This window comes from Chryseobacterium pennae, assembly GCF_003385515.1.
Lineage (GTDB): Bacteria > Bacteroidota > Bacteroidia > Flavobacteriales > Weeksellaceae > Chryseobacterium > Chryseobacterium pennae.
Map to the genome: position 1 here is coordinate 1 of NZ_QNVT01000030.1, position 25,812 is coordinate 25,812.

Annotated in this window: 1 protein-coding gene; it reads right to left on the bottom strand. The window is 39.0% G+C overall.

The features are described from left to right. A partial coding sequence (locus tag DRF65_RS23135; RefSeq protein ID WP_123947424.1) for a non-ribosomal peptide synthase/polyketide synthase occupies positions 1–25,719 on the bottom strand: 25,719 nt, incomplete at its 3' end. Positions 25,720–25,812 lie beyond the last annotated feature (93 nt).

The following is a 25,812-nucleotide window of genomic DNA, read 5'->3' on the forward strand; positions in this document are numbered from 1 at the left end:
CAGCATATTCTCGGAACGATCTAAACATAATGGAACAAGTTCGTCTGGCTGAAGGTTATAAGCAGCTATTAAATGGTTGGCTAAACGGTTGGATCTTTCATTTAGCTCTTTATAAGAAAGCTTGACATCTTTATAGACTAAAGCTGTATGATCAGGCGTTATTTCAACCTGATTTTCAAACAGCTCATGAATTGTTTTGTCTGACGGATATGCATTCTCCGTGGCATTCCATTCTTTTATAATCTTTTTATTTTCTTCCGGAGATACAAGGTCAAGATTACCCAGCCTGATATTTTCCAGATTAATGACTTTATCAGCACCAAACACCTGATCGAGAAGGTATACATAAGAATTGATCATGCTAGTGATCGTTTCTTTGGAGAAGATTGTTTTTGCATAATTGAAGAAGCCTTTTATGGTTTCCTCTCCATCATCAATCATCGCTGTCAGGTCAAATTTAGCTACCTGATAGTCTGTCTGTCCCTCAAAAGGATGGAATAATTCTTCTCTGTTATCAGAATTTCCTCCAGAGCTCTGCAGTCCGAACATCACCTGGAAAACAGGATGACGGGACATATCTTTTTCCACTCCCAGCTCTTCTACAAGCTTTTCAAACGGAAGATCCTGATGAGACTGTGCTTCTATAACGGAGGTCGATACCTGAATAATAAAATCTTTAAGACTCTGTTCCGGATCTATTTTTTCTCTTAAAGCAAAGGTATTCACAAAGAATCCGATAATATCTTCAAGTCCTTCATGATGACGGTTCGCAATAGGGCTACCTACCAGGATATCATCCTGACCGGAATACGCTGACAGCATCAGGTAATATCCGCTCAGCATTACACTGTAGAGACTTATTCCCAGTTCTTTAGAGGTATTTCTAAGGTTTGCCGCTACTTTAGGGTCGATAATAAAATCAATGGTATCTCCTTCGTAAGAAACCTGAGCAGGTCTTTTATAATCTGTTGGAAGGTTCAGAGTCTGGAAATCATCCAGCTTTCTTTTCCAATATCCAACCTGGTTATCAAGGCGTTCTCCTGAAAGATAGCTTCTCTGCCATAAGGCAAAGTCTTTGTACTGAATTTTTAATTCCGGAAGTTCATAATCCTGACTATTAACCAAAGCATCATAAACTGTTTGCAGCTCTCTCAGGAATATATCGGTAGACCATCCGTCAAATGCAATATGATGAATGACAACGGTGAGATAATGATCACTTTCTAATCTGAAAAGATTGATGGCTATAGGATATTCTTCATCCAGACGGAAAATCTTAGCTGAAGCAATGTTTATTGCCTCATTCAGTTCTTCTCTTGCATAAACGTGGCGGGTATGAATCTCAGGAGCTTTATCCATTACAATCTGATACCCTTTTCCTTCGTCTGTAGAACGGATAATACTTCGTAGCACTTCATGACGCATTACAATCGTCTCAAGCGCTTTGCATAGCTTCGGAATATTGACTTTTGCATCAAGACGGACAGCCATAGGAATATTGTACGCATTGCTTCCGCCTTCGTAGTTTTCAATAAACCACAGCCTTTCCTGAGCAAATGAAAGTCGCTGTTCTTCTGGAGAGGAGACTTTTACAGGAGCTATAACATCCTGTTCGTTAATATTTTCACCTGCCAAAGCTTCAGAAAGAGAAGCAACTGTTTTGTGAGCAAATACAACGGTTACACTTACTCTTATATCCAGCACTCTTTTGATATTGCTGATCAGCTTGATGGCCATGATACTGTTTCCTCCAAGGCGGAAGAAATCATCATAGATACCAATAGCTGAAGTATTTAATCCCAGAACATCTCCATAGATCTGACATAGTTTTTCCTGCAGTTCATTTTCCGGAGCTGTATAGGTTTTTTCGCCTGTGAAATCCGGCTCCGGAAGTGCTCTTCTGTCTAATTTACCGTTGATGGTTACCGGAAGTGATGTTAAATGTACAAAAGCGGCAGGAATCATATATTCAGGCAGAGCCTCAGATAGGAATGCAGTAAACTGATCCGGGTCTATAGCCGTTTCTGAAACATAATAGCCTACCAGGTATTTCATTCCTGTATTATTTTCTCTGGCCAATACTACGGATTGTTTTACACCGGAATATTGCAATAAAGTATTTTCTATTTCGCCAAGCTCTATTCTATAACCGCGGATCTTCACCTGGAAGTCATTTCTTCCAATATATTCCAGCTCTCCGTTGACATGGTAGCGTACCAAATCTCCTGTTTTGTAAAGGATACCATTTTTACCTTTTCCTTTTTGTTCTAAGGTCTGGAAAGGATTGCTGATGAAACGTTCTGCTGTAAGCTCCGGTCTGTTCAGGTATCCTCTGGTCATTCCTTCTCCGCCGATATAAAGCTCTCCGATAGCTCCTGCAGGTACTGGACGAAGATGATTATTCAATACATATACTGTAGTATTGTTCAGTGGTCGGCCAATGTTGGTATTCTTTCCTTCCGGGTTGACAATGGAGGTGATGGTCACTTCTGTAGGCCCATAGGAATTTACCAGCCTAAAGTCTCTTCCGCTTAATTTTTTAAACAAATCTGCCGGCATTGCTTCTCCTCCGGAAATCAGTGTATGCAGGTTCTTAACCTGAGTAAAATCTATGCTCTGTAATACCGTTGGCGTAAGGTGTACATAAGAAACATTATGATTATTAAGGGTTTCTATAAACGTTTCTTCGTTGAGTATCTTTTGGTTTTTAATAAATAATAAGCTGCTTCCTTTCAATATTGCAAGCAACATCTGCTGGATGGATGCATCAAATATGTAATTGGCAAACTGAAGGATCACTTCTGTATTTCCTAACTGATAACGGGAAAACAGATCTTCAATCAGGTTGATCACTCCTTTGTGCTCTACCATTACCCCTTTTGGAAGCCCTGTGGTACCACTGGTATAGATGACATAGGCAAGGTCATTTGATGTGACCTGAGTGACAGGATTTTCAGCCTTTGAATTTTCAAGTATTTCAAGTATTTCTTTACTATCAAGCAGAATTGTTTCTGCCATTTGGGACATTCCCTGTTTTTCTTCTACCTCTTCCTGAGTAAGAATAATTTTTGCTCCGGTATCCTGCAGAATATGTTCAATTCTGTCTATCGGATAAGTTGGATCCATCGGAACATAAGCTGCTCCGGCTTTTAAAACAGCGAGAATAGCGATCAGCATATGCTCTGAACGTTCAATACATAGCGGAACCAGATCATCAGGCTGAAGACCGTAATTTTCAATAAGATAATGAGCCAGACGGTTTGCTCTTTGATTCAGCTCCTGATAGGAAAGCTGTATATCCTCAAATATCAAAGCAATATTATCCGGAGTTTTTTCCACCTGTTCTTCAAACAGCTTATGAATGGTATATTGCTCAGGATAAGCTATTTCTGTAGCATTCCAGTCTATTGTTATCTTCTGATATTGCTCTGAAGTAAGATAGAACAGGTCTTCCGATTTAATATCTGAAGTTTTTAAGAGCTGCTCAAGGACTGTTTCCATTCCCTGAAGCAATTGCTGCATCGTTTCATTTTCAAATAAGAAACTGTCATATTTGATCTTTAACAGTACCTCATCTTCATTTTCATAAGCAACGATTCCTAGTGGATAATCCAGACGTTCTACGGATTCTTTCAATACAAACCCTAATGTTCCCAGCTCGTTATCTTCCTCTCCGTTAGGTACCGGATAGTTTTCATACACAAATAAACTGCTGAAAATTCTTCGTCCATCGTGTTGAAGACTTGCCAGGTTAACACTGCTATGTGTATTCAACTCACTAATTCTGCGCTGAATTTCTGCTATAATATCTACTGCTTTACCATCTTCATGGTTCACAATCAATGGTAATGTATTGATATAAAGTCCCACTGAAGATTCTATTCCATCTACCGGAATGCTTCGCCCGGATACGGTTGTTCCTACAACGGTTGTTGCACTATTGCTATATAAGCTAAGCTGCCTATGCCATAAGAACTGAAGTACAGCATTGACTGTCAGTCCATTATCAGATGTGAATCTTTTCAGTTTCTGATACTGCTCCCCTACAATCAGCATTTTTACTGCCTGATGATCTACAATATGTTTATATTCAGCGAGATCAATATGTTCCTGGGATTCTTTAACCAGGCAATTCAGATTTTCCTGATCTTCAAGAAGCCCCATATAGTTTTTCCAGAAGCTGCCGTTCTTGTTTTTATTTTCCTGAAGGAACTTCTGAGCTTCAGCATACGCTTTATCCGGAGCGGGAGAAAGGGCTTTTCCTTTTATTAGTGCTAGGTATGCTTCATGAATCATGGTCAGGAATACAGGCATACTCCAGCCATCAAGTATAGCGTGGTGGTTGCTGAAAAGGCAAGTATAACGTTGGTCTGCACGTTTGAACAGATAGACTCTGAACAGGCTTCCTTTAGACAGATCATATACTTCAAAACGGTCTTTTTGAGTCGTTTCTGTAATTAAAGATTCCTGATCCTCTTCGGTCATATCCTGAATATCCTGATAACGCCAGTCCAGTATTCCTTTTTTATCAATAACCTGTACAATCTCTTCACTCCATTCAAATCTAAGTCTCAGTGTTGGAAGCTGTTCTTGGGTATATGACCATGCTTTTTTAAGCATTTCAGGGTTGATTTCAGCAAGATAATCCCATATGATCTGTACTCTGTAGGCATCATCTTTATCTCCCTGGCTTAAGGCATGGTAAACAAATCCTTCATGTAAACTGTTGGCCAAATAAACACCTTCAACTTCTCCTGGTTCCTGGATCTGCATCAGTTGCTCTCTTCCAACAATATTTCCTGTATCTGAAGGGGTAAGCCAGTTTCTTTTTTCAGTTATTAACTCATCAACTGTTCGTTGAATATATTCTTTGAATTTTTCTGTCAGAAGATCAACCTTATCCTGTGAAAGATATCCTGAGATTCCGAAGCGAAGCTGCCCGTCTGCAATAGCTCCGTTTACCGTAATAATATCGTTATCACGGTTCTTATCTCCCATAGATTTCCCGCTGTCTTCTCCGGCAATATACCAGGTTTTCTCTCCTGTACTTTCTTCCTGATCAAGCTGTCCGAGATAGTTGAAGCTGATCTTTGGAAGCTCTCTTTCTGTGTAACCAACAAGACTTCCGTAGCCAATTCCGTTATTTGGAATGCTTCTCAGGGATTCTTTGGTCAGAACCACGGTATCTTTTATATCGTTTCCAGCTTTCAGAAGAAGTGGATACATAGAGGTAAACCAACCAACGGTCTCTGTAATATCCATATTTCCAAATACATCTTCACGACCGTGTCCTTCAAGCAGAACAGCATGAGCAGACGCACCCGTAAGGTCTGAAAGTGCAGAAGCCAATGCAGATAACAACAAATCGTTGATCTGAGTATGGTATACATGATGTACTTCTCTTATCAGCTTTTCTGTATATCCTGCTTCCAGCATGAGGTTGGAAGAATGATATTCCGGAGAGGATACTCCTTTCAGTATATCATTGCTCTCTGCTACTGTATCCGTTATTGTATTCCAATAAGCATGCTCTGTTTCTCTTGATTCAGAATCATCGCTCTTATAGGATTTTATAGCATCAATCCATTGACGGTAGCTGCTTCCTTTTACCGGAACCTCAACGGTATTTCCTTTTTCAAGGGTCTGGTATATATTTTTTAAGTCTTCGGTAATAATTCTCCAGCTTACAGCATCGATGCTCAGGTGATGAAGTCCAAAGAAAACCCTTGCGCTTCTATCTTCATAACCTTCCATATATCCAATCTGGAATAGCGGCCCCAATTCAATATCAAACTGCGACTGCCATTCTGTAAGGATACCTGAAAGTGCTTCCGGCTGTGTTTCTGAAACATTCAGATATTTTATTTCCGGTATGGTGTTGATTCCGTATTGCTGGGTATATTTTCCGTTTTCTTTCGGATAATGAATTCTGAAGGCATCATGTTTTTCAATAAGCAGTTTAACACTTTGCTCCAGCAAATCTCTGTTCAGCTCAGGAACTTTAATCAAAAAGGATTGATTCCAGTGATTCAGATCGCCTATATATTCCTCTTCTACCAATTGGAAGAACCATTCCTGGATCGGAAGGAATGATAAAGGTCCTGCAAGCGGCCCCTGCTCTGTCAGAATACGGGTTTGTTCTTCTTTTGCTTTATTTTCGATCAGTTCGGAAATATTTTTTACTGATTTTGAAGCAAATACATCTTTAACGCTTATTCTTGTTTCTAAACGCTGTCTTATTCTGCTGACCAGCTGAATACTGATGATACTGTCACCACCGAGCCTGAAGAAATCATCCTGAATACCTATTCCTGAAGCATCCAGCCCAAGAACTTCACCGTAAATCTGACATAATTTTTTCTGTAGCTCAGTTTGTGGAGCGGTGTATTCTTTTCCGCCTGTAAATTCTGGTTCAGGAAGCTGCCTTCTGTCCAGCTTTCCATTGATCGTTAATGGTAATGAAGTTAAATGAACAAAAGCTGCAAGTACCATATATTCCGGTAGAACTTCGGATAAAAATTCTGTGATCTTCTCAACTTCCAAAGCAGCATCGGAAACGTAATAGCCTACCAGGTATTTCATTCCTGCTTTATTTTCTTTGGCAAGAACTACAGCCTGTCTTATTTCCGGATATTCCAGGAGTCTGTTTTCTATTTCTCCCAATTCGATTCTGTAACCACGGATCTTCACCTGGAAGTCATTTCTTCCGATGTATTCAAGTTCTCCGTCAGGCAGATAGCGAACTAAATCTCCTGTTTTATACAGAATTCCGTTTTTCCCGGATTCTTTTTGTTCTAAAGTCTGGTAAGGGTTCTGTATAAAACGTTCAGCTGTAAGTTCCGGTCTGTTCAGATAACCTCTTGCAATTCCCGCTCCGCCCACATATAATTCTCCTACAGCTCCTACAGGAACGGTACGAAGATGGGCATCAAGGATATACATCGCCTGGTCAGGGATATTTTCTCCAATCAGAGAGGCCTTGTTCAGGTCTTCTACACTTAATTTTTTATAGGTAACATGGACAGTTGTTTCAGTAATTCCGTACATGTTAATCAATTCAGGTTTTGAACGGTAACGTTCATACCATGGTTTTAAAGAGGCAAGGTTTAATGCTTCTCCTCCGAATATCACATAGCGCAGCTCTGTCAGCAGTTCTTCACGCTGAAGGGCTGTATCAATAAACTGATAGAAAGCGGTTGGCGTCTGATTTAATACAGTAAGCCCTTCTTTCAGACACAGGCTGAAGAATAAATTAGTATCCTTTGTCTGTTCTGAAGATGGTACTAAAAGTTTTCCTCCATACAGTAACGCTCCCCAGATCTCCCATACACTGAAATCAAATACATAGGAATGGAATAAACTCCACACATCCTGATCGTTAAACTGATACCAATGATCGGTTGCACTGAAAAGACGTGCTACATTCCGATGTTCCTGCATTACTCCTTTAGGCATTCCTGTTGTTCCACTGGTATAGATCACGTAAGCCATGTGATGTGGTTCTGCCTGAGTTACAGGGTTGGAAATACTGCTGTTTTCAAGAGTTTTCGTTAGTTCATAGCTGTCCAGAATAAGCATAGCGGCCGTTTCACCGCAAGCTTCTTTAACGGTTAGCGCTGAACTGTTGTGGGCCAATACTATTTTTGCACCTGTATCCTCAAGAATATGCTTAATTCTTTCTACCGGATATGAGGTATCCATCGGAACATAGGCTGCTCCGGCTTTTAAAACAGCCAGAATAGCGACAAGCATATCTTCAGAACGTTCAAGGCATAACGGAACCAGATTATCCGGCTGAAGATCATAAGTTGCGATCAGATAGTTTGCCAAACGATTGGAACGTTCATTAAGCTCTTTATAGGATAATCTTATATCCTGATAGACAATAGCTGTGTGATCCGGAGTTTTTTCAACCTGTGCTTCAAATAAACCATGAATGGTATTCTGATCTGAATAATGAGTTTCTGAGGCCCATAATTTTGATACGGATTGTTGTTGTTCCTGAGAAATAAGAGTTAATTGAGATAACTTAAGATCTTTTTGTTCTTTAGTATCCGCTATCTGCTCAAGCATAAACAGATAGGAGTTCATCATGTTATTCACTGTTTCTCTGGAGAATACCAATTGAGCATAGTTGAACATTCCATGAATGCTTTCATCACTATCATCAATCATAGTGGTAATATCAAATTTAGCGACTTCATAATCTACCTTTCCTGCAAACGGATAAAGGATTGACTGATTATCGGAAAGGTTTTCGCCAAAGCTTTGAAGACCAAACATCACCTGGAATACCGGATGACGGGATGTATCTTTCTCCACACCCAATTCTTCCACTAATTTTTCAAACGGAAGGTCCTGATAAGACTGTGCTTCTGTTACTGAATGGGCTACCTGCAGGATAAAATCTTTAGTATTTTGCTCCTGATTAATGGTTTCTCTTAACGCTAAGGTATTGACAAAGAAACCTATGAGGTCTTCCAAACCTGGATGATGACGGTTGGCAATAGGACTTCCTACCACAATATCATCCTGTCCAGAATAAGCAGAAAGCATCAGATAATATCCTCCTAAAAGGATGCTGAATAAGCTTACACCAAGATCTTTTGACAATTCCCGTAATTTTTGGCTCTGCTCTTCATTGATACGGAAATAAATACTGTCTCCGTCATAAGACATCTGAGCCGGTCTCTTGAAGTCTGATGGCAGATCTAGATTCTGGAAACCACCAAGTTTATTTTTCCAGTAATTAACCTGAGTATCCAAGCGTTCACCTGTCAGATAATTTCTCTGCCATAAAGCAAAGTCTTTGTACTGAATTTTTAAATCCGGAAGATCATGAGTTTTTTCTTCTTTAATGGCTTCATAAATATGGATGACTTCTTTCAGGAATACTCCTGCAGACCATCCGTCAAATGCAATATGGTGAATAACCACAGACAGATAATACTCATTTTCAAGTTTGAAAATATGGATATTGACAGGCAGTTCCTGTTCAAGATTGAAGACTTTATTGGCAATAAGGCTTACTTTTTCTTCCAGTTCAGCCATCGTTTTTACTTCCTCCTGATGGATTACCGGAAGATCGTTTATCACAGCCTGCCAGCCTAAACCATCATCTGTCATACGGATCACGGAACGAAGTACTTCATGACGCATTATAACGGCATCCAAAGCTTTACATAATGCCTGCAGATCAGTTTTTTCATCTAAACGGAAAACCATTGGGATGTTATAAGCACTGCTTCCGCCTTCATAATTTTCGATAAACCAAAGCCTTTCCTGAGCAAAGGATAATCTTTGTTCTTCCGGAGAATTTACCGTGACAGGAGTAATAACGATCTGTTCTGCTGCATTATTTTCATCTGCCAACACAAGAGAAAGTGAAGCTATCGTTTTATGACTGAAAACAGTTGCTACAGCAATTTGTGTTCCTAAGACCTGCTTAATCTTACTGATAAGTTTAATAGCCATGATACTGTTTCCCCCCAGTCTGAAGAAGTCATCATGAATGCTGATTGCCTCAGATGGAATTCCCAATACTTCACCATAAACTGTGGATAATTTTCTCTGTAGATCAGTTTCAGGAGCTGTATATTCTTTTCCGCCTGTAAATTCCGGTTCCGGCAACTCTCTCCTATCCAGTTTTCCATTGATTGTTAATGGTAAAGAGGTTAAATGAACAAACACTGCCGGAATCATATACTCTGGTAATGATGCTGATAAATGGTCTGAAATCACATCAGAGTCTATCACATTATCAGACACATAATATCCTGCAAGGTATTTCAGTCCTGCCTGATTTTCTTTAGCTAAAACTACGGTTTGTTTGATTTCAGGATATTGCTGCAGGGTATTTTCAATTTCCCCCAACTCAATTCTGTGCCCTCTTATTTTAACCTGGAAGTCATTTCTTCCGATATATTCCAATTCACCATTTCCTAGCCAACGTACCAAGTCTCCTGTTTTATACAGACGTTCATTTTCTCCTCTTTCTTTCTGTTCCTTGGTCTGGAAAGGATTGGCAATGAAAAGTTCTTCAGTAAGCTCTGGTCTGTTCAGATATCCTCTGGCAATTCCGGCTCCACTGATATACAATTCTCCTATAGCTCCTTCCGGAACAACACGATGGTGCTGATCCAGTACATAAGCGCTCATATTATCGATTGGTCCTCCAATGTTTAATGGATTGTAATCGTCTTTATAATGGTGTAAAGTAGAACAAACAGTTCCTTCTGTCGGGCCATACTCATTAATAAGGATAATATCATCAATATTCTGATCTAAAGACGGGAAGCTTTCTCCTCCTGCAAAAATCAGTTTCAGACTTGTTCCATTTTCAACGATTTCTCTCAACAGAACCGGAGGTATAAATGAAACTTCTATTTTATTTTCATTGATATAGTCATTAAGCTCTCCTACTGAAGTTCTGAGATCATTGCTGTACAACCATAAGGTATTTCCGTTACAAAGCACCGGGAACACTTCATAAACAAAGGCATCAAATACATAATTGGAATAGCATCCTACTTCCTGAAATCCTTCAAGCTGATGGGCTTTTATCATTGATCCAATGAGGTTTATCACTCCACGATGTTCAATCATTACTCCTTTTGGCAATCCTGTTGTTCCACTGGTGTAAATAACATACGCCAGATCTGTAGATTTTGTACTGGTTGCAGGATTATTAGAATCAGCTGTTTCAAGTATTGCTTTAAAACTAACCTCATCCAATGCGATTACATTTGAATGTTCTGTTTTATCAGCCGTTTTTTCTTCTGCCAATATTATTTTTGCCCCTGTATCTTTCAGAATATGATGAATTCTGTCTGATGGATATGAAGGATCCATTGGCACATAAGCCGCACCAGTCTTTAATACGGCAAGAATAGCAATCAGCATATTTTCTGAACGCTCAAGACATAAAGGAATGAGATCACCCGGTTGAAGATGATAAGCTTCAATAAGATGGTTGGCAAGACGGTTAGCTCTTTCGTTTAATTCTTTGTAAGACAGTTTGACATTCTGATATACTATTGCCGTCTGATCCGGAGTTTTTTCAACCTGATTTTCAAACAGCCCATGAATAGTCATTTCTGATGGATATTCCTTACGGGTAGCATTCCAGTTTTCAGTAATATTTTTATAGTTTTCCTGTGGAACAAGCTGTAATCCTGAAAGCTCTGTTTTTTCATATTCATCAGTTTCTGCAATCTGATTAAGCAAAAACAGATAAGAATCGATCATATTTTGAATCGTTTCCCTTGAAAATATTGCTTTAGCATAATTGAACATTCCATGGATGTTTTCTCCATTGTCATCAATCATGGTAGTCAGGTCAAACTTCGCTACCTGATAGCCAAGTTCTCCATCAAATGGATAAAACAGAGCCTCTTCATTCTGAATAAGTTCCGTTTCATTCTGTAATCCGAACATTACCTGGAAGACCGGATGTCTTGAAGTATCCTGTTCGATTCCCAGTTCGTCTACCAGTTTTTCAAATGGAAGATCCTGGTGAGACTGAGCTTCTGTCACGGATTTTGATATCTGAAGAATAAAGTCTTTAAGACTTTGTTTCGGATCTATTTTTTCTCTTAAAGCGAGTGTATTCACAAAAAATCCGATGATATCCTCTAATCCGGCATGGTGACGGTTAGCAATCGGGCTTCCTACTACAATATCATCCTGTCCTGAATAAGCAGAAAGCATAAGGTAATATCCCCCAAGCATTACACTATAAAGACTTACTCCAAGATCTTTGGATAATTTTCTAAGTTTTTCACCCTGTCCTGCAGTCAGATTGAAGTACAGGTTCTCTCCTTCATATGATATTTGTGAAGGTCTTCGGAAGTCTGTCGGAAGATCAAGATTCTGGAAGTCTTCAAGCTGATTTTTCCAATAGCCGATCTGTTGTTCCAGACGGTCTCCTGTAAGGTAATCTCTCTGCCATAAAGCAAAATCCTTATATTGAATTTTCAATGCTGAAAGTTCAGCAACTTCTCCTTTAATCAGGTTATTGTAAATTGTCTGCACTTCGTTCAGGAATATATCGGTAGACCATCCGTCAAAAGCAATGTGGTGGATGACAATGGATATATAAGTCTGATTTTCAAATGTAAATAATTCTATATGTACCGGAATTTCTTCATCAAGGTTAAATACCCTATTGGCGCATTGATTGATACACTGATCGAGATCTTTTCTGGTATGTACTTCTGTTGTTTTAATTTCCGGAAGTAAGTCTGTAACCACCTGATATCCTACTCCTTCTTCAGTCGTTCTAATAACTGAACGAAGTACTTCATGGCGGTTTACAACAGTCTTTAAGGCCATACTTAAAGCATCAATATCTGTTTTTTCATCCAGAACAGCGGCCATCGGAATGTTGTAGGCATTGCTGCCTTTTTCATAAGCTTCTATAAACCAAAGTCTTTCCTGAGCAAAGGATAATCTCTGCTCTTCCGGGGTATTTATTTTAACAGGTTTTAAGCTTACCTGCTCTGTTGGATTATTGTCTTCCATCAGAGCTTTTTCTAAGGTAGCTACTGTTTTATTGCTGAAGATTTTAGCAACATTTACCTGTAATTCTACACTCTGTTTGATCTTGCTGATTAGTTTGATCGCCATGATACTATTCCCTCCTAATCTGAAGAAATCATCATGGATACTAATATTTTCTGCATTCAATCCCAGCACTTCTCCATAAATCTCTACAAGCTTTTTCTGCAGGTCATTTTGAGGTGCTGTGTATTCTTTATTTACGGTAAATTCAGGTTCAGGAAGCTGCTTTCTGTCAAGCTTACCATTGATCGTCAGTGGTAACGTGGTCAGATGCATAAATGCAGCGGGTATCATGTACTCAGGGAGTGTCTCTGACATAAATTCTGAAATCAGACGAGTGTCTATTCCTGTATCAGCAACATAGTAGCCTACAAGATATTTCAGTCCGGCATTGTTCTCTTTCACCAGAACTGTTCCCTGGCGAATTCCCGGATACTGCAGTAATCTGTTTTCTATTTCTCCCAGCTCTATACGGAATCCTCTTATTTTTACCTGGAAATCGTTTCTTCCGATATAATCAATATTTCCGTCCGGAAGCCAGCGTACAAGGTCTCCGGTTTTATAAATCCTGCTGTTTTCACTTTTGATTTTCTGCTCTTCTGTTTGGAAAGGATTATGAACAAATCGTTCTTCGGTAAGATCAGGTCTGTTCAAATATCCACGGGCTACTCCGATTCCTCCAATATAAAGCTCACCTACAGCACCTACCGGAACCGGACGGTAAAACTGATCCAGAACGTATATACTTGTATTATTGAGTGGGCGACCAATACAGTTGATATCACGGTTGGTATTTACAAGGGAAGTAATGGTAACTTCTGTAGGCCCATAAGAATTGACAAACAGGAAGTCTCCTTTTTTCAATTTGTTATACAGATCTGCCGGCAAAGCTTCCCCTCCGGAATCTAATGTTCGTACAGTTTCCACCGTTGTAACATCTATATTTTGTAATACAGATGGTGTAAAAGGCAGATAGGTTACTTTATGCTCTTTTAATTTTCTGATATATTCCTCTTCATTCAGCATTTCCTGATTGTCTATGAACAGTAATTGACAACCATTCAATAATCCTAAGAAAATCTGCTCTACCGAGGCATCAAATACATAGTTGGCAAACTGAAGAATAATTTCGGATTCATTCAGGTTATAGCGGGTATAAAGATCGCTAACCAGGTTTATCACTCCTGTATGCTCAATCATTACTCCTTTAGGCATTCCTGTTGTTCCACTGGTGTAGATCACATAAGCCAGGTCGTCTGCCTGAGTTTGATTAACCGGATTATCAATACTGCTGTTTTTAAGCTTTTCTATCAGTTTTTCATCATCTAACAACAGAATTTCTGCTTTTGCTGACTGAATTTCATTGAATTTTGCCTCAACATTATTCTGGGTGATAACTATTTTTGCCTGTGTATCCTGAAGAATGTGTTCCATTCTGTCTGTTGGATAGGTAGGATCCATCGGAACGTAAGCTGCTCCGGATTTTAATACGGCTAAAATAGCAATCAGCATGTTTTCTGAACGCTCAAGACATAAAGGAACAAGATCATCTGGCTGGAGATCGTAAGTATTGTTCAGATAGTTGGCAAGGTTGTTTGCACGCTCATTAAGCTCTCTATAAGATAAGGTTACATCCTGATATACCAAAGCTATGCGATCCGGTGTTTTAGCTGTCTGCGCTTCAAACATACTTTGGATGGTTTTTCCGGTTGGAAATTCAGTCCAAGTATTGTTCCAGTCCAGGATTATTTTTTTCTCATCTTCGGAAGTGATATAAGACAGATCTTTGGAATTCATTTCAGGATCTTCCAATAGTTGATTCAGAATTGTTTTCATGCCTTTGAGCAGCTGATTCATCATTCCATTATCAAACAGATGTCCTTCATAGCTTATCACCAGTGAAACCCTCTCGTCACGCTCAAAAGCTGTTACTCCCAGCGGATAATCCAGTTTTTCTACTGCATCTCTGAATACAAATCCTAATTCGTTGTTATTTTCTCCCTGAGGAACAGGATAGTTTTCATACACAAATAAGCTGCTGAAAATTCTGCGTCCGTCACGCTGAAGGGCGGCCAGGTTAACATCACTATGACTATTAAGCTCACTGATATTCTCCTGTATTTTTATAATATGATCTTTAACCTTACCTTCTTCATGGGTTACAATAAGTGGTAAAGTATTGATGTAAAGTCCTGCAGAAGATTCTATTCCGTCAACAGGAAGGTTTCTTCCCGATATGGTGGTTCCCACCACAGTAACTTCCGAGTTGCTATAGATCTTCAATTGGTTATGCCACAAATACTGCAGGACAGCATTTACAGTAAAGCCATTTGCCTGGGTAAATTCTTTTAATTGCTGATATTGCTCACCTTCTATCAAAAGTTCTACATCCTGATGGTCTTTAATATGCTTATAAATACCCAGATCTGTATGCCTTTGACTTTCTTTCAACAGATTAGTCAGATCTTCCTGATCTTCAATCTGATCCATATAACTTTTCCAGAAACTGCTGCTGATCTCTTTATTTTGCTGCAGATATTTTTGGGTATCTGTATAGGCTGTATCAGCTACAAGCTCAGGCTGATGATTTTTGTTCAGCTGAAGATAAGATTCATGAACACTGTTCAGAATAACAGGTAAGCTCCATCCATCCAGAATTGCATGATGGTTACTTAGCAAGCAGCTATAATGGTTTTCTCCTCGTTTGAAAAGGTAAACTCTGAAAAGGTTTCCTTTGGATAAATCATAAACCTCAAAACGGTCATTTTGTGTTATTTCTTCAATCAGGCTATTCTGATCCTCTTCATTGATGCTGCTGATATCCTGATACCTCCAATCCAGATTTCCTTTTTTATCGATAACCTGAACGATTTCTCCATTCCAGTTAAATTTTATTCTTAATGCAGGATATCGTTTTTGGGTAAATTCCCACGACTTTTTCAGATTTTCAGGACTGATTTCGGCAAAATAATCCCAAATCAGCTGTACACGATAAGCATCATCTGTTTCGCCTTGATTTAGAGCGTGGTATACAAATCCTTCCTGTAAACTGTTAGCCAGATAAATTCCTTCTATTTCACCTTCTTTCTGAATATCTGCAAGCTGACTTTCTTCAACTATATAATCTACATCGGATGGAGTCAAAAAGCTTCTGTTTGTCTGTGAAAGCCAGTCAATAACTTCCTCTATTTTTGTTTTAAAAGATTCTGAGAACTGACTAATCTGCTTATCCTTCAGATGACCGGAAATTTTAAACTGAAGCTTACCGCCTATGACAGCACCATTGATACTGATATAATAACTGTCTTTATTTTTATTTCCAATGCTCAGCCCAGTGTCTTCAGCAGCAATAAACCAGTTTTTTTCTCCGGTTTCCTGATCCAGTTGTCCCAGATAATTAAAGCTGATTTTAGGCAACTCGTGCTCTGTATAACCCATCAGGCTTCCATAGCCGATTCCGTTGTGAGGAATACTTCTCAGTGATTCTTTAGTTCCAATTACAGTATCTGCCCAATCCTCTCTTTTGGTTAAAAGCATCGGATACATAGAAGTAAACCAACCTACTGTTTCTGTAATATCAAGATGATTGGATATTTCTTCGCGGCCATGGCTTTCCAGAACAACAGAATGATTTTCCTGTCCGGTTAATTCTGAAAGCGCAAGAGATAATGCAGAAAGTAACAGATCATTGATTTGTGTATTGTAAACCTGATGAACTCCTCTGATTAGCTTTTGCGTTGTTTCTTCAGATATCATCAATTGACTCTGCTGGTAATCTTCACCTATGAAAAGTTCCAGATTTCTATTATTCTCTTCAACAGTATCTGCAATGGTATTCCAACGAAAATACTCCTGTTCCTGAGATTCTGATCTGTATGTTTTTACAGCTTCTACCCACTGACGATAGCTGGTTCCTTTGGTATAGAATGTAATTGTTTTTATATCTCCTTTTTCAAGAGACTGATAAATATTTTTTAAATCTTCGGTGATAATTCTCCAACTTACAGCATCAATAATCAGGTGATGGAATGCAAAATAAATCCTTGCACTACCATCCTGATAACCATCAATATATCCAATACTATATAACGGACTGCTTTCAATATCAAAATGAGACTGCCAATCAGTCAAAACCCCTGATATTTCTTCCTGATTCAGGCCTGAAATATTGAGATAATTGATTGAGAGTGTTTTCGCTTCACTATACTGTTGGATATATTTTCCGTTCTTATGCTGATACTGAAGTCTGAGGGCATCATGTCTTTCAATAAGATATTGTACAGACTGTTCCAACAGCTCCTTATCAAGTTTTGGAACATTAATAAGGAAGGCCTGATTCCAGTGGTTGAAATCTTCTAAATATCCTGATTTTATCTGACTGAAGAACCATTCCTGAATCGGTAAAAGTGGAACTTCACCCTGTAATAATCCCTGTTCTGAAACGATGTGGTTTTCCTCTTCTTTCCTTTTATTCTCTATCAGTAATGCCAGAGAAGCTGTAGTACGGGCAGCAAAAACTTCTTTAACACTCAGTCTTATTTCCATCTGCTGACGGATTCTTCCTACCAACTGAATGCTGATAATACTGTCTCCACCCAATCTGAAGAAATCATCATGAATGCCGATACTGCCTGAAGAAAGACCTAAAACCTCACTATAGATCTGACATAATTTCTTCTGCAGCTCTGTTTCCGGAGCTGTATATTCTTTATTTCCGGTAAAATTGGGTTCCGGCAATGCTCTTCTGTCCAGTTTACCATTGATTGTCAATGGAAAAGAGGTTAAGTGAACAAATGCCCCTGGTACCATATATTCCGGTAATGATTGAGATAAATACTCTGAAAGGATTGCTGAATCTATAGGGTTTTCAGAAACATAATACCCTGCAAGATATTTTAAGCCTGCATTATTTTCCTTAGCCAATACTGCTGACTGACGGATTCCCGGATAGGTTAACAGTTTATCCTCAATCTCACCTAATTCGATTCTATAGCCGCGGATCTTTACCTGGAAGTCATTCCTTCCGATATATTCTAGCTCACCATTCGGTAGCCAACGCACAAGGTCGCCTGTTTTATACAGACGTCCATTTTCTCCTTTTGTCTTCTGATCTAAAGTCTGGAAAGGGTTTTTGACAAAACGTTCTTCTGTAAGGTCAGATCTGTTCAGATAGCCTCTTGCGATTCCTGCTCCTCCTACATAGAGCTCTCCCACTCCTCCTACAGGAACAGGTCTTAAGTGTTGGTCTAAAACATAAACTTTTACATTCCCGATCGGACCTCCGATATTTAACGGATTTTCATCCTCGTTATAATGGTGCAAGGTTGCACATACGGTACTTTCTGTTGGCCCATAAGCATTGACCAAATCTACTCCATGTTTTTTATACAGAGCCATGACCTGTGGATTGGTGATATCACCGGCAACCAAAAGCGTTTCTAAAGGAAGGATGTATTCTTTAGTTAATAGAACCGGTGGGATGGTAGCAACTTTAATATCTTTTTCTATTATATATTGTTGTAATCCAACCAGGTCTGTTTGGGTTTCTTTATTCAGAAGATGTACAGACTGTCCATGTACAAGTGCCGGGTATAATTCAGCAACATGGGCATCAAATACATAGTTGGCATACCAAAGACAGTTTTTCTGCAGAACAGGCTGTTCAGAGATAAATCCATATTCTTTAGCATGCTGCTGTATCAAATTGGCTACTCCTTTATGCTCTATCAGTACTCCCTTAGGCATACCTGTTGTTCCACTGGTGTAAATTACATACGCTAAATTATTACTCTTAACGTTGGTAACAGGACTATTAGAATCAAAGGTTTCAAGTATTGCTTTAAAGGTAACCTCATCCAATGCAATGGCATCAACAGTTTGATTTTCCAGCTGTTTCATTGTACTTTCCTGCCCTAAAATAACCCTGGCTTTCGTATCCTGAAGGATATGTTCAATTCTTTCTGACGGATAAGAAGGGTCCATTGGAACATAACCAGCACCAGCTTTCAATACAGCCAGTATGGCCATCAGCATATTCTCGGAACGTTCCAGACATAAAGGAATCAGATCATCCGGCTGAATATCATACGTATTGATCAGATAATTTGCCAGGCGGTTTGATTTCTCATTCAGTTCCTGATAAGACCATTCAATGTCCTGATACACTAAAGCTGTAGCATCAGGTGTTTTTGCCACCTGATCTTCAAACAATTGATGAATTGTTTTATCAGAAGCATAGTCAGAAATTATTTCATTCCAATCTTCTGTGATCTGGCTGTAATTTGAATCTTCCAGAAGACGGAATTCATTGATTTTTATATTTTTATCGCTACTCTCTCCTATTTTAGCTAATTGATCCAGAAGAAGAACGTAAGTATTCTGCATTCTCAGAATCGTTTCTTTTTTGAAAAGAGAAGTCGCATAATTGAATATTCCTCTGATTGTTTCTTCGCCATCATCAATCATCGTTGTCAGATCGAACTTCGCAGCCTGATAATTGATCTCATGATGTAAAGGGGTAAATACAGCTTCACTATCAGGATTCATTCCGAAGCTCTGAACTCCAAACATCACTTGGAAAACAGGATGTTTTGACGTGTCCTGCTCTATATCCAGTTCTTCTACCAGCTTTTCAAATGGCAGTTCCTGATAAGACTGCGCTTCTGTTATTGATTTTGAAATCTGAAGAATAAAGTCTTTAAGTTCCTGCTCTGCATTGATCTTCTCTCTCAACGCCAGCGTATTCACAAAGAAACCGATCATATCTTCAAGACCTTCATGATGACGGTTTGCAATCGGACTTCCCACCACAATATCTTCCTGCCCTGAATAAGCAGAAAGCATCATGTAATATCCACCTAACATCACGCTGTATAAGCTTACTCCCCATTCTCTGGAAATAGCTCTCAATCCTAGACCTACTTCCGGAGAAAGGCTAAAATGAACGCTTGCTCCGTCATAAGAGATATTGGCTGGTCGTTTGAAATCTAAAGGCAAACTAAGTGCCTCAAAGTCTTCAAGATTATTTTTCCAGTAGTTGATCTGTTTCTTCAGTGTCTCTCCTGTAAGATAATTTCTCTGCCATAAGGCAAAGTCTTTATACTGAATATTTAATGCCGGAAGCTGAGGACTTTCTCCTTTAGCAAAAGCATTGTATATAATTTGTACTTCTTTTAAGAACAGATCGGCAGACCATCCGTCAAATGCAATGTGATGAACCACAACAGACAGGTAATGATCTTTCTCCCATCTGAAAATGGTAGTTTCCACCGGAATTTCTTCTTCCAGACGGAATATTTTATGGGCACACTGATCTATGTTGTTCTCCAGTTCTTCTTTGGATTCAACTTCTCTATAATGAAGTTCAGGAACACAATCTGTAACCACCTGATAGCCCACTCCATTTTCCGCAGTACGGATTACGGAACGAAGTACTTCGTGGCGCATTACTACAGTCTCTAATGATCTCTGAAGAATATCCAGTTCTATTCCTTTGCCTAATCTGAAAGCCATTGGAACATTGTAAGCGTTACTTCCGCCTTCAAAGTTTTCTATAAACCATAATCTTTCCTGTGCAAAAGACAGTCTCTGCTCTTCAGGAGAAGAAACCTCTACCGGAACAATAGTTTCCTGAATATCCGTAACAGCATTACTTCCAATAATGTTGGAAAGGGAAGCTACTGTTTTATGAGTAAATACGACTGCTACTCCTATTGATATATCTAACGTTTTTTTGATGCTGCTGATCAATCTTATGGCCATGATACTGTTTCCTCCCAAACGGAAGAAATCTTCATGAATTCCAATGACTGAGGCTTCCAGACCCAAAACGTCTGCATAGATCTGACATAGTCTTTCCTGTAACTTATTCTCAGGAGCTGTATAGCCTCTGCTGATTGTAAATTCTGGTTCCGGTAATTGTTTTCTGTCCAGTTTTCCATTGATCGTTAACGGAAGCTGTTCAAGATATACATACACACTCGGAATCATATATTCTGGTAGAGTTTCTGCCAAAAATTCTGAAATCACATGAGATTCTATCACTGAATCTGATACGTAATATCCGGCAAGATATTTCAATCCTGCTTTATTGGTTTTTGCAAGAACTACTGACTGTCGGATTGCCGGATTTCCCTGTAGCTTGTTTTCAATCTCTCCTAACTCAATCCTATAACCACGGATCTTTACCTGGAAGTCGTTACGTCCGATGTATTCTAACTCTCCATCAGCATGGTATTTTACTAAATCCCCTGTTTTATAAAGTTTTCCGTTTTTACCTTGTTTTTTCTGCTCTTCTGTCTGAAAAGGATTTGAAATAAAGCGTTCCGAAGTCAGCTCCGGCCTGTTCAGATAGCCTCGTGCAATGCCAGCTCCGCCAAGATAAAGTTCTCCAACAGCTCCTAACGGAACCGGACGGTGAAGGGCATCCAATACATACACTGAAGTATTTCCCACAGCATGTCCGATCAAATGCACATCTCCATGTTCTACTTTTTTGTAGGTTGCATAAATTGTAGCTTCTGTTGGTCCGTAAAGGTTATAAAGGGTTGTATATTCTGACCAGTATTTTCCTGTTTCGTAATCACATGGTTCTCCGGCATACAGTAATCCTTTGAGGTTTGGGTATTGTATACGGGGCAATACGGATAACATTACCGGTGGTAAATAGGCATACGCTATCTGATGATCAAGTAAATATCTGCTTATTGAGTCTGCATCTTTTTTAATGGTTTCATCCAATACATGCAGCTCATTTCCATATAATAAAGCATTAAAAAATTCTGATACCGAAACATCAAATACGTAAGATGTATAAGCCGTTATCTTCTCATTTTCACTGAACCCATAAGCATCTCTTATCTGGGTCACTACATTCACCACACTTTTGTGCTCTATCATTACGCCTTTAGGAACACCTGTAGTCCCACTGGTATAAATTACATAAGCAAGATGGTGTGACTTCGTTTCAGTCTCCGGATTTTCAGCATTACTTTTTTCAATAAGTTCTCTGAAAGAGACCTCATCCAAGGCAATAATGCTCTTCGTAAGGTCTATATTCTGGATTTTTTCAGCTATTTTTTCCTGGGTAAGAATGATTTCTGTATCAGTATCATCCAGAATGTGTCTTATTCTGTCTGCCGGATAGGATGGATCCATCGGAACATAAGCTGCCCCGGTTTTCAGGACAGCAAGAATGGCCACAATCATATCTTCTGAGCGTTCCAGAAATAAAGGAATCATATCCTCAGGCTGAGGATTATAGGTTTCAATAAGATAATGGGCAAGTCGGTTCGCTTTGGTATTCAGCTCATGATAAGACAACTGTACATTCTGGTATACCAATGCCGTACGATCCGGAGTTCTTTGTACCTGATCTTCAAATAGCCTGTGAAGGGTATGTGATTCCGGATAGGCTATTTCTATTGTATTCTGATCTTCTATAATCTTTTTATGATCTTTATTAGTCATCAAATGAAGACCACTGATCTTAAAGCTTTCTTCTTTTTGACTTCTAAGGCTCACAAGTTGCTCTAGAAGAATCACATAAGTCTCTTTCATACGCAGAATCGTATCTCTGTTGAAAAGGGATACTGCATAATTGAATATTCCACGTACTGTTTCTCCATTATCATCGATCATCATAGTCAGATCAAACTTCGCTGTCTGATAATCAATATCACCATCAAAAGGAAGCAGTATGGCTTCATCAGCATTGGCTGTATATATTCCGCCATCAAAGCTCTGAAGCCCAAACATTACCTGGAAAATCGGGTGACGGGACATATCCTGATCTATATTCAGCTCTTCTACCAGTTTTTCAAACGGAAGATCCTGATGAGACTGTGCTTCCATTACCGATTGAGAAACCTGTAAAATAAAGTCTTTAATTTCCTGTTCGGGATCTATTTTTTCTCTTAATGCCAGCGTGTTAACAAAGAATCCAATGATATCTTCCAAGCCAGCATGGTGACGATTGGCAACAGGACTTCCCACAATAATATCATTCTGCCCCGAGTAAGCTGACAACATCAGCGAATACCCACTCAGCATCACGCTGTATAAACTTACGCCTAAATCTTTTGAAAGCTCTCTCAGGTCTGTTACAAGATCTGTTGGCAAATTGAAATATTCCGTGGCTCCTTTATAGGAGGTTTGTGTTGGTCTTTTAAGATCCAAGGGAAGATCCAGAGTCTGAAATCCTTCAAGTTTATCCTTCCAGTAATGTATCTGCTGATCGAGAGTTTCTCCTGCAAGATAATTTCTCTGCCATAAAGCAAAGTCTCTGTATTGAATAGGTAAAGCCTTAAGTTGTGGTGTTTTTCCTTCTGCAAGACTATGATAAATACTGTTAAATTCTTTGATGAAAATATCCGTAGACCAGCCATCAAAAGCAATATGATGTACTACAACGGATAAGTATTTCTGATCTTTCAGAGTGAAAAGGGAGACATTTAATGGGAGTTCTTCTTCTAACCGGAAGATGGTATTATTAGCTATATTGATCTTCTCATCCAATTCCTCTTTTGTCTGAACATCCTGTATAGAAAGCTGAATATTTTGCTCAGTAACCATCTGATATCCTATTCCATCTTCTGTGGATCGGATTATACTGCGCAATACTTCATGACGCTGAATCAATAGTTCAAAAGACTGTTGAAGAAGTTTTGCCTGCACATGATTTCCAAGCTGAAATACCATCGGAATATTGTAAGCATTACTTCCTTCCTCATATTTTTCAATAAACCAAAGTCTTTCCTGGGCAAAAGATAAACGCTGTTCTTCCACGGAACCCACCAGTACAGGTGTAATTTTTTCCTGTTGAGCAATATTATTTTCTCCACTTAATACTTCAGCAAGGGAAACAACTGTTTTATGGCTGAAAACCATGGCCACATTAGACTGTAGTTTCAATTCATACTGTATTTTACTGATGAGCTTTATTGCCATGATACTGTTTCCTCCCAGACGGAAGAAATCATCATAAATACTGATGGTTTCACTATTCAATCCAAGTATTTCACCATAGATCCGGCAAAGCCTATCCTGTAATTCATTCTGTGGGGCAGTATATTCTCTGTTCCCTGTAAATTCAGGCTCCGGAAGCTGCTTTCTGTCCAGTTTTCCGTTTACAGTAAGCGGAAGCTCCGTAAGATGTACAAAAGCTCCGGGAATCATATATTCCGGAAGAACCCCGGAAAGAAATACTGCAAGATCTTCAGTATTCAATTCATTATCAGAAACATAATATCCGGCAAGATATTTCATTCCTGTTTTGTTTTCTTTCACCAGAACCACCGATTGTTTTACTCCCGGAAACTGATGAAGTTTATTTTCTATTTCTTCCAGCTCAATTCTGTATCCTCTGATTTTTACCTGGAAATCATTACGCCCGATATATTCGATATTTCCATCAGGAAGCCAGCGTACAAGGTCACCGGTTTTATAAAGCTTGTCCTCTTCATCCTGAAGAGGATTTTCTATAAAACGTTCTGCAGTCAGATCTGGTCTGTTAAGATACCCCCTTGTAATACCTGCTCCGCCAAGATAAAGCTCTCCAACAGCTCCTACAGGCACTGGCTGAAGATATTTGTCCAAAACATAAGTAGTTGTATTTCCTACCGGTCGCCCGATAAGATGCACATCTCCATGGTGTACCTTTTTATAAACAGCATAAATAGTAGCTTCGGTAGGACCATAAAGATTATATAGACTGGTATATTCTGACCAGTATTTTCCTGTTTCATAATCACAGGGTTCACCCGCATACAGCAACCCTTTTAAAGATGGATATTCCACTCGTGTTAATACGGAAAGCATTACCGGAGGCAGATAAGCATATGTTATTTCATTGAAGAGTAAATATCTGCTGATAGAATCTGCATCTTTCTTGATATCTTCCCCTAATATGTGCAGTTCATTTCCATAGAATAAAGCATTGAAAAATTCGGAGACGGATACATCAAATACATAAGAAGTATAGGCTGTTATCTTTTCTCCTTTACTGTAACCATAAGCCTCCTGTACCTGATCTACCAGATTAACTACATTTTTATGCTCTACCATTACTCCTTTAGGAACTCCTGTGGTTCCGCTGGTGTAGATCACATAGGCCATATTATCCGGACTTACATCCATAGAAAGATTATCGAAATTCATTTCCGCCATTACATTTTGGAAGGTAGAATCATCCAATATAACAACATCAACCTCAGCTGGTTGAACCTTTTCTTGTGTTGAATATTGGGCCAATACTATTTTAGCTTCGGTATCACTAAGAATATGCTCAACTCTGTCTGAAGGATATGACGGATCCATCGGAACATAGGCTGCTCCAGCCTTTAAAACGGCAAGAATAGCAACCAGCATATTTTCTGAACGTTCCAGGCATAAAGGAATCAAATCTTCAGACTTAAGATCATAAGTCTTAACAAGGTAATTTGCCAGCCGGTTTGCCCTTTCATTCAGATCTTTGTAAGTAAGCCTAGTTTGATGGAATACAAGTGCGGTGTTATCCGGCGTTCTGGCTGCCTGCTCTTCAAATAATTGATGAATTGTCCCCCTTACAACGTGATCAGAACCTGTGTTATTCCAGTCTTTGATTACTGCCTGGAATGCTTCATCTTTTAAAAGCTGATAATGGGTTATTAAACTTTCTGTTTTTCCTTCCAGTAACTCTTCAAGGATATCGATAAACAGCTTTTGATAAATTTCAGTAAAATTAAATACCAGCTCCTGGCTGAGTACCTGATTAGCATACCGGACTTTATAGTTGAGTTGCCCGTTTCTTACCTCCTGTTCGAATGACAGCTTTCCTACAAGATCCACATTCAGATCGCTATTAATAATGACATCATTTGCGCCCTCATAATGAATCACCACATCTTTAAGACTGGTTTGTACAAATCCATATTCTAGAATATCAGAAGTAGGTGCATAGCTGATTAAATCTTCAACCGGAAAGTATCGGGCTTTGCTTATTTTTAACTGATTGGTATATTCTATATTCTGATCAATAAGATCCTGAAGTGAAGTATCTTTATTGAATCTATACCCTTTTAAAACCGTATTGATATGGGCTCCAAAGATAAAATCCTGGCCTTCCGTAATCCCAACCGGATAGTTAATCACGAGATTATCTACTCCTGAAATTTTGTGCAATAAGACAGCTAACACCAATTGTCCATACGTATAAGGTGTAAGTTTATATTTTGATGTTAATTGTCTTACTTTTGAAAAAGTAGATTCGGGAAA